The 12,873-nt window shown below is 46.1% G+C and carries 11 protein-coding genes and 1 rRNA gene; 9 read left to right on the top strand and 3 right to left on the bottom strand.

The genetic code is table 11. From position 1 onward, the window contains the following. The first annotated feature begins 6 nt into the window (after positions 1-6). Positions 7-2,463 carry a replication restart helicase PriA gene (priA, locus tag ACRD67_RS15015; RefSeq protein ID WP_430968027.1) on the top strand — a complete coding sequence of 819 codons (2,457 nt, stop codon included), beginning with the start codon at positions 7-9 and terminating at the stop codon, positions 2,461-2,463. Between the two features lie 8 nt (positions 2,464-2,471). Here priA and ACRD67_RS15020 read toward each other — a convergent pair whose 3' ends face one another. Further along, positions 2,472-3,164, bottom strand: a complete 693-nt coding sequence (locus ACRD67_RS15020; RefSeq protein ID WP_430968028.1) for a LytR/AlgR family response regulator transcription factor — start codon at positions 3,162-3,164, stop codon at positions 2,472-2,474. A 234-nt stretch (positions 3,165-3,398) separates the two neighbouring features. On the opposite strand from ACRD67_RS15020, the gene rpsF reads away from it, so the two are divergent. The 6 genes from rpsF to hisS all read left to right on the top strand — a co-directional run bounded on the left by rpsF (position 3,399) and on the right by hisS (position 9,785). Then, positions 3,399-3,737, top strand: a complete 339-nt coding sequence (rpsF, locus tag ACRD67_RS15025; protein ID WP_430968029.1) for a 30S ribosomal protein S6 — start codon at positions 3,399-3,401, stop codon at positions 3,735-3,737. Between the two features lie 4 nt (positions 3,738-3,741). Then, a complete protein-coding gene (gene rpsR / locus ACRD67_RS15030; protein WP_430968030.1) occupies positions 3,742-4,038 on the top strand; it encodes a 30S ribosomal protein S18 in 297 nt (98 codons plus the stop codon). A 14-nt stretch (positions 4,039-4,052) separates the two neighbouring features. Next, complete coding sequence (rplI, locus tag ACRD67_RS15035) at positions 4,053-4,508, top strand: 50S ribosomal protein L9 (protein ID WP_430968031.1); 456 nt, start codon at positions 4,053-4,055, stop codon at positions 4,506-4,508. A gap of 105 nt (positions 4,509-4,613) precedes the next feature. Next, the gene (locus ACRD67_RS15040; RefSeq protein WP_430968032.1) at positions 4,614-7,793 is read left to right on the top strand and encodes a TonB-dependent receptor; all 3,180 of its coding nucleotides are present in this window, start codon (positions 4,614-4,616) and stop codon (positions 7,791-7,793) included. Positions 7,794-7,854: 61 nt separating this feature from the next. Then, on the top strand, positions 7,855-8,325 hold the full coding sequence (locus tag ACRD67_RS15045) for a DUF6495 family protein (protein ID WP_430968033.1): 471 nt from the start codon (positions 7,855-7,857) through the stop codon (positions 8,323-8,325). A gap of 83 nt (positions 8,326-8,408) precedes the next feature. Next, positions 8,409-9,785 carry a histidine--tRNA ligase gene (gene hisS, locus ACRD67_RS15050; protein ID WP_430968034.1) on the top strand — a complete coding sequence of 459 codons (1,377 nt, stop codon included), beginning with the start codon at positions 8,409-8,411 and terminating at the stop codon, positions 9,783-9,785. On the opposite strand, the gene ACRD67_RS15055 is transcribed toward hisS, so the two are convergent. Beyond that, a complete protein-coding gene (locus tag ACRD67_RS15055) occupies positions 9,771-10,316 on the bottom strand; it encodes an NUDIX hydrolase (protein ID WP_430968035.1) in 546 nt (181 codons plus the stop codon). The genes hisS and ACRD67_RS15055 overlap by 15 nt on opposite strands. A gap of 77 nt (positions 10,317-10,393) precedes the next feature. Then, entirely contained in the window at positions 10,394-11,485 is a 1,092-nt protein-coding gene (locus tag ACRD67_RS15060) for a M42 family metallopeptidase (protein WP_430968036.1), read from the bottom strand. A 105-nt stretch (positions 11,486-11,590) separates the two neighbouring features. Here ACRD67_RS15060 and ACRD67_RS15065 point away from each other — a divergent pair, with 105 nt between their 5' ends. Both ACRD67_RS15065 and ACRD67_RS15070 read left to right on the top strand, forming a co-directional pair. Next, positions 11,591-12,277, top strand: a complete 687-nt coding sequence (locus ACRD67_RS15065) for a DUF4294 domain-containing protein (RefSeq protein WP_430968037.1) — start codon at positions 11,591-11,593, stop codon at positions 12,275-12,277. Between the two features lie 314 nt (positions 12,278-12,591). Beyond that, positions 12,592-12,873: ribosomal RNA gene (locus tag ACRD67_RS15070) — 16S ribosomal RNA — on the top strand; the annotation flags it as partial.

Raw genomic sequence — 12,873 nt, forward strand, 5'->3', positions numbered from 1 at the left:
GGTGCTATGCAATACTTTGTCAATGTAGTCTTACCCATCCCCCTAGAAAAGCTTTTTACCTATAGTGTTTCTGAAGAAGAAGCGGAATTTTTACAGGTAGGGATGCGGGTCGCGGTTCCCTTTGGAAAATCTAAAATATACACTGGCCTAGTACACGATATCCATACGGAGCCCCCTGGGGTATACGAAGCCAAGGAAATCCATCAGATTTTGGATGAACATCCCATAGTGCATCCGGTGCAATTGCAGCATTGGTCTTGGATCGCGTCTTACTACATGTGTACCCTTGGAGAAGTCTTTAGGAGTGCGGTACCCAGCGCTTTTTTACTGGAAAGCGAAACGGTAATCCTAAAAAATGAGCGTACGGAAGTGGACGAAAGCCGATTAAAGGACGACGAGTTCCTGGTTTTTGAGGCTTTGCAACATCGATCTTCCCTCAGCGTGCAGGATATAAGCGACATCGTAGAACGGAAAAACGTCTTGCCCATTCTTAACCGCTTACTGGAGCGAAACGTTATCCTGCTTAAGGAGGAGCTCCAAGAACGCTATAAGCCCAAAATGGTACGGCATATTAACCTTGGGAAGGACTACCGCACCGATGCCGCCCTGGAACAGCTTCTGGAAAAACTGGTACGCGCACCTAAACAGAGTCAGGTGGTTTTGGCTTTGTTTCAGCTGCAGGGCGGGACAAAGAACCCCATCACCATACGCGAACTGGAGAAGGTCAGTGGTTGCTCGAGCGCCATAATCAAGGCTTTGATCGACAAAGGTATCCTTGAGGAACAACTACGACGGACCGATAGGGTCGTTTACCAAGGGGATGGGCTGGAGGTGCAGTCGAAAGGGCTTAATGAATACCAGGAAAATGCTTTAAATGAGATAAAGCAATCTTTTGAAAAGGAGAAAGTCGCACTCTTACACGGGGTAACGTCATCGGGAAAGACGGAGGTCTATGTCAAGCTCCTGGAAGCTTGTATAGCAACAGGAAAACAAGCCCTGTACCTTTTACCGGAAATTGCGCTTACTACCCAGCTGATTTCCAGGTTACAAGACTATTTTGGGGAAAAGGTTTCCGTCTACCATTCCAAATACAGCATACAGGAAAGGGTAGAGGTCTGGAACAATGTATTGATGGGCAAACCCAAGGCCCAGATCGTTATAGGTGCCCGATCGGCCCTCTTCTTACCGTTTGCAAATTTGGGACTGATCATCGTGGACGAGGAACACGAAGCCTCCTTTAAACAGTATGATCCAGCACCAAGATACCATGCCCGTGATGCTGCCGTTGTGTTGGGCAACTTGCATAAGGCCAAAATATTGCTTGGCTCGGCAACCCCCAGTATTGAAAGTTTTTACAACGTAAGTAGGGAAAAGTACGGCTATGCCAGTATCAAAAGACGGTATGGCGATGTGCTCATGCCCGAGATGGAATTGGTAGACCTAAAGGAGCAAACCAAAAAAAGAAGGATGAAGGGGCATTTTTCGGAACGCCTGTTGGAGGAGATTACGGAAACCTTGGACAACAGGGAGCAGGTTATTCTATTCCAGAACCGGCGGGGATATGCACCCATAGTGGAATGTACCACCTGTGGCCACTCCCCCCAATGCCCCAATTGCGATGTGAGTTTAACCTACCACCAGCACAGACAGCAGTTGCGTTGTCATTACTGTGGTCACCATATGGCCTTTCCCCAAAGTTGTGTAGCCTGCGGAAGTCCCACCTTGGATACCAAGGGGTTTGGAACCGAACAAGTGGAAAAAGAACTCCATGCCCTATTCCCGGAGGTCAAGGTAGGTCGTATGGACCTGGATAGCACCAGGGGGAAATACAGCTACGAGAAGATCATTTCGGCCTTTGAGGCCCAGGAACTTGATATTTTGGTAGGAACGCAGATGTTGACCAAGGGGCTCGATTTTAGACATGTGGGGCTGGTGGGCATTATGAACGCCGATGCCCTACTGAATTTCCCAGACTTCAGGGCCCATGAAAGAAGTTTTCAGTTATTGACCCAGGTGGCGGGTAGGGCAGGGAGGACCAAAAAGCGGGGCAAGGTCATTATACAGACCTATAATCCCTACCATCAAATTTTAAAGCAGGTATCTACGAATGACTATGATGGCATGTACAAGGAACAATTGTACGATAGGGAACAGTACCATTACCCTCCAACACATAGAATCATTAAAATTACGTTTAAACATAGGGATTACAACAAATTGAACGAAGCCTCCCTCTGGTTTGCCAAATCGCTCAGAAACCTTTCAAATATCCAAGTACTGGGGCCAGAGTATCCACCGGTAGCCAGAATACGCAACCAGTATTTAAAAAATGTCATTGTGAAGATGGCCAAACAGACCTCGCTTAGGCAAACAAAAAATAGCATTAAACGGATCGAAAAGTCGTTTAATGCTATTTCCCAGTATAAAGCAGTACGGGTAATCTATAATGTAGACTACGTTTAGTTCCTTCCTTAGACGTTGCTAAGGGCTTCTGCCAATTCGGTCTTTTTGTTTCTGCTCAGAGGAATCTGTCTTCCGCTAACTTCAACGTTCTTACTGTTGAATTTCTCCACTTTTTCCAGATTCACGATATAGGATTTGTGGATTCTAAGGAATTTCTCCTCTGGCAATTGCTGTTCAAAAGATTTCATCGTGGAAAGAATCACAATATTGGCCTCATCGGTAACCAATTTGATGTAATCGCCCAAGGCTTCGATCCACTTAATATCGTTTAGGATGACTTTCCTTTTCTTGAGGTTGCTCTTTACGAAGATATGCTCTTCGTCTTCGTTCACCCTGTGCATTTGTTCATATTTGGCTACGGCCCTTTTTACGGATGCATCAAAGCGAGCCATGGTAATGGGCTTGTGCAAATAATCCGTAACGTCGTAGTCAAATGCTTTGAGGGCGTAATCCGGTTTTCCTGTGATCAAAATCACCTGCGGACGATTTTCCAAGGATTCCAAAAGATCAAAGCCGCTTATGATCGGCATTTCAACATCGAGAAAAATTAGGTCTATCTCATTGTTTTTGATACCGTTCTTTGCTTCAATAGCATTGCTGTATTCAGCTACTAAAGCAAGATTTGGGTGGTTGTTCACGAGCTTGGCAACTGCCATCCTTTGCATGGATGAATCGTCTACAATTATACTGCGTAATTTCATAAAAGGGTTGATTTGTGGGGTTAAATCATCGACAAATTACCGAAAAAACAAGATTAACTGCAACAAAAGATGTAAACATTGCATTGTTTCTTGTGTAATTGGTCGTGACCATTGGTTTAAGTTTAGGTTAAGTTCGATTTTTATGATTATAGTACCTATAACGAAGATTTTTTCGTTTTCTTGTGATTAGTGTGAATAATTATTACTTTTGCGCTCCTAAAAATAGATATCAATATGAATCATTACGAAACTGTTTTCATTCTAAATCCCGTTCTATCTGACACTCAGATAGAGGAAACAGTTAAGAAATTTGAAAATTTTTTAACTAAAAATGGAGCCAAAATGGTCTCCAAAGAGGATTGGGGGCTCAAGAAATTGGCCTACGCGATCCAGCACAAAAAAAGTGGTTTTTACCATTTGTTCGAATTTACCGCTCCAGGTGAGGTAATTGCCGGTTATGAGCTAGAGTTTAGAAGGGACGAGCGTGTTATGCGTTTTCTTACCGTTAAATTGGACAAGCACGCAGTTGCTTGGGCAGAGAGAAGAAGAACCAAATTAAAAGCTAAAGCATAACAGTATGTCATCTATAGAACAACAGGCAAAAGGTAAAAAGGACGGGGAAATCAGGTATTTGACCCCTTTGAACATTGAGACCAACAAGCAAAAGAAGTACTGCCGTTTCAAAAAATCCGGAATTAAGTACATCGATTATAAAGACCCGGATTTCTTAATGAAACTGGTAAACGAACAAGGAAAATTACTTCCTAGAAGACTAACGGGGACCTCCCTAAAGTATCAACGAAAAGTGGCTACGGCCGTGAAAAGGGCGCGTCATTTGGCATTAATGCCCTACGTTGGTGATTTGTTAAAATAAAAAGAAGCTTGATTATGGAACTTATATTAAAGGAAGACGTACAGAATTTGGGCTTTAAAGACGATTTGGTCACCGTTAAGAACGGTTTTGGCAGAAACTATCTGATCCCGCGGGGACTGGCCATGCTGGCCACACCTTCGGCAAAGAAAGTATTGGCTGAAAACCTTAGGCAGAAAGCGCACAAGGAAAAGAAAATCGTTGACGAGGCCAATAAGCAGGCGGAAGCTTTGAAACAGCTGGAAATTAAGATTCCGGCAAAAGTAGGCACGGGCGATAAATTGTTTGGATCGGTTACGACCATAGATTTGGCCGCTGCGCTTGAAAAGGCAGGCCAAGAGGTCGATAAGAAATATATCAGTATAAAAGGGGGGGCTGTGAAAAGAACCGGCCCTTACAATGCTTCCATTCGTTTGCACAGGGAAGTGGTATTGGAACTCCCTTTTGAAGTAATTGCGGAGGCAAAGAAGTAACCAGTACTTCCGTGTTAATAACTTTTAAGGAGCTATGCATGCATAGCTCCTTTATTTTTTTCTTAAGTTAGCATTTACTTAAAACTTAATTAACAGCTAACTCCTATGAAAAAACTACTCCTCTTAAGCCTTGCGCTTGTTTTAACGGTATTTTCCGCGTATTCCCAGGTGACCACCTCAAACATACGGGGTACCGTGGTAGATGATCAGGACGCCCCTTTATTGGGTGCCAACATTGTAGCCATACATACCCCTACGGGTACCCGCTATGGCGCTATATCCAATGAAGATGGAAGATTCAATTTGCTGAATCTTAGGGTCGGTGGACCGTATGAGGTTACCATTTCCTATGTAGGGTTCCAGGACCAGGTAAGGAACGATGTGTTTCTTACCCTGGGTAAGACCTTTAACCTGAATGCAAAATTGGCTTCCCAAAGCCAGGCGCTGGACGAGGTTATCGTGGTTTCGGATCAAGCGGGTACATTTGGTAGCGATAGAACGGGGTCCGAGACCAGTATTGGTCGTAGGGAACTTACCCGACTGCCAACCATTACCCGTTCAGCACAGGATTTTACCCGTTTGGAACCTACCTCTGATGGTAATTCCTTTGGGGGACGTAATGAACAATACAATAACTTTTCCCTGGACGGATCCATTTTTAACAATCCCTTTGGTTTGGATGCCGCCACCCCAGGAGGGCAGTCCAACGCGCAACCCATTTCCCTGGACGCTATAGACCAGATTCAGGTATCCCTGGCACCTTATGACGTGACCCAGGCAGGCTTCACGGGGGCCGCGGTAAACGCGGTTACCAAAAGCGGTACCAATGAAGTAAAGGGCACCGTATACGGCTTTTTTAGAAACCAGGACCTGACCGGTAGCAAGGTGGAAGGCGAGGATATTTTTGTGCCAGACCTGACCCAGACCCAATACGGAATCAGCATTGGTGGCCCCATCGTAAAGAATAAACTTTTCTTCTTCGCCAATTTTGAGCGAGATCAGCGCGAGGATCTGGGATCTAGCTTCGTTGCCAATCGGGGACAGGCGGGGAACAATGTTTCCAGGGTCTCCGCAACGGACCTGCAGCTGGTTTCCGATGCCTTGGCCGGCTTGGGTTATGAAACTGGACCCTTTGAAGGATATACCTTGGACACGGAATCGGTCAAAGGCATCTTTAAGCTCGATTGGAACATAGACGATAACAATAGATTAGCATTGATATACAACTTCTTGGACGCCTCCCGCGACCTAACGGCTAACGAGTTCGCCATAGGAAGAAGGGGACCTGATGCCATAACGCTTCAGTTTGCCAATAGCGGGTATACGATCAACAATAGGATCAATTCCTTTTTGGCGGAATTGAACTCCAACTTGTCCAACGGTACGGCGACCAATAAGTTTCAAATTGGATATACCAAGTTCGAGGATGCAAGGGATCCCTTTTCCGCTCCTGCACCGGCCATCAATATTCAACAAGACGGGGTACGGGCCATTGTGGCGGGCCACGAACCGTTCTCCATCAACAACAGATTGGGGCAGGAGGTCTTCCAGATTACGGACAATCTCAACTTTTTTACCGGAGACCATACGTTTACCGTTGGTTTCTCTTTTGAACGTTTTGAATTCTTCAATTCCTTCAATTTGGGTGCTTACGCCTTCGGCGATAGCCGCGGCTTTGTAGGTGTTTTTGGTGACTTCCCAAATGTGGGCGCATTCTTGGATGCCGTGGATAATGGCTTAATAGGTGACGCATTGACCAATGCCCAAAACGTGTTTGACAGTAACAATGCCCTGGAGATAGGGGAGCCAGGAGGCTGGGCCTTGGCCGAGACCAATGTGGGGCAGCTCGCTTTTTACATTCAGGACGAATGGAATGTCACGGACAATTTTAAACTTACCTATGGGCTAAGGGCAGATAAGCCACTGTATTTCAATACCAGGGATTTGGTGCAGGAAAATATTGATCGCAAGGGCGGTCTGTTGGCCGATGGTGGTGGATATGCCCCGGATATACAATATTTTGATGAAAATGGGGATCCCGTATTCCTAAACAGTTTGGATTTACCGGACAATGATATCCTTTGGTCGCCCCGGGTAGGGTTCAACTGGGACGTCCATGGTGATCAGTCGGCACAGGTGCGTGGGGGATCGGGTATTTTCTCTGGTCGTTTCCCCTTTGTATGGGTAGGGAACCAGGTAGCCAATACCGATTTCTTCTTCTACACCCCCACCAATCCCAATTTTCAGTTCCCGCAGGTATGGCGGAGCAATTTGGGCATCGATTATCGCTTTGAGAACGGCATTGTGGCCAGTACGGATATCATCTATACGGAAGACCTGAACGCGGCCACGGTATTCAATTTTGGGGCAGGGACGCCTACCGGTACCTTACCGGGGGTTGACAGCAGGCCAATTTACCTGCCCGAAGATCGGGCACAGATCTTTGGTGGGCCCACCAATGCCTATGTATTCTCCAATGTGGATGTGGGCTATTCCTTTAACTGGTCCTTCAAACTGCAGAAACAGTTCGATAACAATTTCTTCGCCAGTCTTGCCTATAGCTTTCTGGAAAGCCGGGATGCCAATTCGCTGGGAGCGGAGATCAGTAGTGATATCTTTGACCTGAACCCTGTGCTGGGCAATGTGAATTCTGCCGCCACTTCGCCTAGTTTATTTGGTAACAAACATCGGATCATAGGACAATTGAACAAGTCCTGGAGCTACGGCGGGGATACCTGGGCCACTTCCATAGGGGCATTTTTTGAATATGCCCAGGGAGGACGTTTCTCGTATACCTATTCCGGGGATATCAACAATGATGGCTCGTTTACCAACGACCTTATTTTTGTTCCCACGGCCGATCAATTGCAACAACAGCAGTTTACAGGCGATGCCGCTGCGCAACGCGCAGCATTTGAGGCCTTTATTCAGCAAGACGAGTATCTGAACTCCAGAAGGGGAGGGTATGCTGGCCGTAATGATATCCTTAGACCATGGACCGGGCGCTGGGACGTTAAGGTGTTGCAGGATTTCAATTTTATGACCGGGGACAAGAAAAATACCATCCAATTTAGCATTGATGTCCTGAATCTCGGTAACCTCATTAATTCCGATTGGGGTGTGGTTCAAGATCCTTTGACCACGCAACCCTTGGGGGTTTCGATCGATGGATCAGGAAATCCGGTGTACAGTTTTGATACCTCACAGACCAGTACGTTTGTGAACAATCCGGATCTGGTGTCCAGATGGCAGATGCAATTTGGATTGCGCTACATCTTTAACTAAAGGAGAAATTAAAATGTGAAAAAGCCCTGACAATGTCGTCGGGGCTTTTTATTTTTGCCGGATGAAATATGCCCGACTCACAAAACAGCAATTGGAGGAATTGCAAGCCGAATTCATTAATTTTTTGGCCACCCAGTCCATTACGGCAGAGGAGTGGAACACCCTAAAGAAAGAAAAGCCACAAGTGGCCGAGGAGGAATTGGACGTCTTTAGCGATTTGATATGGGAGGGTGTATTGACCAAGGTGACCTTCTTGGAAAACATTTCCGCCCAGCATATGCATTTGTTTCACTTGACCGAAAAGGAGATGAAACTCATTTCCATAAAGGTGATGAATCCGGATATTGACCTGGGAACAGAGCAAGGCTTTACATGGTTCAAGAACAATTACCAGTCCGATTTTGTGGAATATCTCACTGCCTCAAAAGCGTATACGGACGACAAGAATCTGGATAAGTTTACCCTTATACAACAGGGTGCGGTCATTACCAAAGGCGAATTGTACCAATGGTTTGACAATATCATCGGATAAAGCGGTCTCCCCGAACGCAGTCGAGGGGTTTTGAACGCGATACCGATTACAAAGTGTTTATATTTGTAATAGAACAGTACTACATGGCAAAAAAACCAAGCATACCCAAGGGCACAAGGGACTTTTCCCCTGCCGAGCTCATTAAACGCAACTACATTTTTGATACGGTCAAAAAACACTTTCAGCTTTTTGGCTTTCAACCCATAGAGACCCCTTCCTTTGAAAATTTGGACACTCTTATGGGCAAATACGGGGAAGAGGGCGATCGCTTGATCTTTAAGATATTGAACTCGGGAGACTATATCAGCAAGGTAGATGATGTAACCTACAGCTCCAAGAAATCGAGTTCCCTGACCCCCAAGATTTCGGAAAAAGCGCTTCGGTACGATTTAACCGTTCCCTTTGCGCGTTATGTGGTGATGCATCAAAACGAGCTAGATTTTCCTTTTAAGCGTTACCAAATTCAGCCGGTATGGCGGGCAGATCGCCCCCAAAAAGGCCGCTTTCGCGAATTTTACCAATGCGATGCCGATGTGGTGGGTGCCAACTCGCTCCTACAGGAAGTGGAACTGATCCAATTGTATGATTCCGTTTTCACGGATCTCCAGTTGCACGGGGTAACACTTAAAGTGAATCACAGAAAAATATTATCGGGAATAGCCGAAGTTATCGGGGCAAAGCATCTGTTGACCGATTTTACGGTAGCCTTGGATAAGTTGGACAAGATTGGGGAAGAAGGGGTTAAAAAGGAAATGTTGGACAAAGGCATCCACGAAAATGCCATTGCGCTGGCAGCGCCCTTGTTCTCCCTTTCGGGTTCAAATACAGATCAGTTGGATACCCTGGCCGCCCTCCTGAAGGATTCTGAAGAGGGGTCTAAAGGGATAGCGGAATTAAGGGAAATCCTCCAGACTGTGGAGGCACTTGGATTGCGCTCCAGCACCCTTGCCATTGATGTTACCCTGGCACGCGGACTTAACTACTATACAGGGACCATTTTTGAGGTGGCCCCACCCAAAGGCGTGGCCATGGGCTCTATTGGAGGAGGTGGACGATATGATGACCTAACAGGAATCTTTGGCCTGAAGGAGGTAAGCGGTGTGGGCATATCCTTTGGTCTAGATCGGATTTACCTCGTGCTGGAAGAGTTGGGGCTTTTTCCAAAGGCCCTGCAACGATCTTTGGATGTACTTTGTGTCAATTTTGGGGGGCAGGAGGCCTTGGAGGCCTTAAAACTGGTAGGTAAGCTACGTTCCACTGGAATCAAGGCGGATCTTTATCCCATAGCAGCTAAAATGCAAAAGCAGTTTAAATACGCCAACAACCGAAAGGTTCCCTACGTGATTTCTATTGGAGCACAGGAACTTGCCGACAATTCCTTTGTTGTGAAGAACATGGTAAATGGGGAGCAGCAGACTTACCCCTTGGATAACCCCCAAGCTTTTTTAGAGACCCTGTAGTTTTTTTTGTATTTCGGAAACCACCTTGGTGTAGTAATCTGTAGAGCTGGGTACGTAGCGGTCCGAGCTATGCTCCCGGGCAAATTGGTCCAATGGGATCAAGCGCAAGGCTTCCACTTCGCTTTCTTGTTTCCTTAATTGTGCCAGCGGGACTTTGAGCTCACATAAAAAACTGTGGTGAAACTCGCGATCGATCAGGGTTTCGCTATGGCTATGGAACGCTTTGAAAAAGCCGATTTTTTCCAGGTCTTTTGCTTCAATTGCCAGTCCAATTTCTTCCTGCACCTCCCGTAGGGCAGCAAGGGCAATCTCCTCACCGGCTCCTATATGCCCGGCCACGGAAACATCCCATAAAAGTGGAAAGGTACTTTTGTTCCTCCCCCGCTGTTGTAACAATATGCGCCCATCTTGTGTGTAGAACCAAACATGGATGGTGGGGTGAAACAGTCCTTTTCTATGGGCCTCCGACTTCATGGCCGTTTTGCCCGTAGGAGTACCGTCACTATTCAGAATGTCTATTAGTTCATCCATAGATCGGATTGAAAAAAAGGAAACTAAGCACTGCTCTTTTTTTAAAGAGTGATGGCCGCCCCGGGCAGACGATACGGTTATTCGTCAAAGTAACTGAACGTCTCCCCGGCTTTAATGGTCAACAAGGTTTCGTAGATCAAACGGATTACGTTTTCCACATCGTCCTTGTGTACGGTCTCTACCGTGGTGTGCATGTAGCGCAAGGGTAGGGATATCAGGGCAGAGGCAACCCCACCATTACTGTATGCAAAGGCGTCGGTATCCGTACCTGTGGAACGGGAAGCCGCCATACGCTGAAAGGGGATTTTCCGGGCTTCGGCAGTTTCAATAATCCGCTCACGCAGCTTGTTCTGCACTGCGGGCGCATAGGATATTACAGGGCCCGCACCCATCTCCGTATGCCCTTGTACTTTCTTATCGATCATCGGTGTGGTGGTGTCGTGGCATACATCGGTTACTATGGCCACATTGGGTTTTATGGTCTGGGTAATCATTTCCGCGCCACGCAATCCTATTTCTTCCTGTACCGAGTTGGTGATGTATAGGCCAAAGGGTAACTCTTTCTTATTTTCATGTAGCAATCTGGCCACTTCGGCTATCATAAAGCCACCTGCGCGGTTATCCAGGGCCCTGCAGACAAACTTGTCCTTGTTCAGCACGTGGAATTCGTCCGGATAGGTGATGACACAGCCCACGTGCACACCCATTTTTTCAACTTCCTCCTTGTCCTTGGCCCCGATGTCAATACAAATGTTGTCCAATTTGGGCGGTTCTTCCTTGGCCTTGTTCCTGGTGTGGATGGCGGGCCATCCGAAAACCCCTTTTACGATTCCTCCCTTGGTGTGGATGTTCACCCATTTGGATGGGGCTATTTGGTGGTCGCTTCCTCCATTTCGGATAACATAGAGAAGGCCGTTATCCGTAATATAGTTCACATACCATGAGATTTCGTCAGAATGTCCCTCAATGACCACCTTGTAGGGAGCATCCGGATTTATAACGCCTACCGCGGTGCCATAGGTGTCCGTAATGAAGGTGTCCACATAGGGTTTTACATAATCCATCCACATTTTTTGCCCTTCCCATTCATAGCCTGTAGGGGCAGCATTATTAAGGTACTTCTCAAAAAAACCAAGCGATTTTTTGGTAATGATCTTCTTTGCACTCATGTACGTATGTTTTATAGCTGCAAACTTAGCAATATTCACTTTTATTTAATAATATCGTCAGATGTTTATCGTTAATTTTGGCATGGCTTTTTCTTTTACGGTCTTATGAGGAAAGAAGTATTTGTGGTTGTTTTGGGATTGATGGGTTTCTTTGGTTGTGCGCAAGTAAAGGAAAAGCCCTTGGATTCCATAATGGAAAAATACATTATTCTGGAGGGCGACTCCCTAGTGCAGAGTTCCATTCCCTTGGACGAGGTCTATATTTTTGGCAAATTGGAGTTTGCCAATTACAAGGAAAAGCTCCGGTACTACATTTTGAGGCGTAAGACCATTAAAGTATATCCCTATGCAAAATTGGCCTCGGAACGGTTAGTGGAGCTGAACGATAGTTTGGCGAAGATAACGAAGCGGCGCAAGCGGAAAAAGTATACCAAGGAGGTGCAGAAGTATATTGAAAGTGAATTTTCGGAAGAGCTCAAGAAACTAACGCGTACCGAAGGGCAGATTTTGGTAAAGCTGATTTACCGGCAAACCGGGAAGACGGCATTTAACTTGGTAAAGGAGTTGCGAAGCGGTTGGCGCGCCTTCTGGTACAATACCACGGCAAAGTTGTTTAAGATAAGTATTAAGGAGGAGTTTCATCCGGATGAGATCCATGAAGACTACCTTATAGAGGACATTCTGCAGCGGGCTTTTGCGGCGAATAAGTTGGAACGACAGGAATCGGTCCTGGATTACGATTATGCCTCCCTTACCAATAAATGGAACCTGGATCGGAAGCAAAAAAAATAGTTGCATAGAAGATTAATTTCCATTACATTTAATACCCTTTTTTTGGCACTTTTTTTTTGTGCAATATTCTAGTTTAGAATACATTAAAAATGGGCCTAAAAAAAAAGATCAAAAATTACTGAAATTATATTTTTTATTTAAAAAACGGTTATATATTTGCACCCGCTTTCGGGCGGAGATTTAAGGTTAGTTCATTGAAATATTGGATCGACAGCTTGGTCGGCGCGTTTGCGCGGGCCAACGATAAGGAACATTAAGAACAACAAAGGTTCATGGGCCGGGGGCTCTTGGGTCGGAATCTTATTTATAAGACAACGATGAAGAGTTTGATCCTGGCTCAGGATGAACGCTAGCGGCAGGCCTAACACATGCAAGTCGAGGGGCAGCATTTCCAGCTTGCTGGAAGATGGCGACCGGCGCACGGGTGCGCAACGCGTATAGAACCTGCCCCTTACCGGGGAATAGCCCAGGGAAACTTGGATTAACGCCCCATGGTATGGAAGTACGGCATCGTACCTCCATTAAAGGTTACGGTAAGGGATGGCTATGCGTCCCATTAGCTTGATGGTAGGGTAACGGCCTACCATGGCGACGAT

The sequence above is a fragment of the Eudoraea algarum genome, from assembly GCF_050589645.1.
Taxonomy (GTDB): Bacteria; Bacteroidota; Bacteroidia; order Flavobacteriales; family Flavobacteriaceae; genus JBNGOQ01.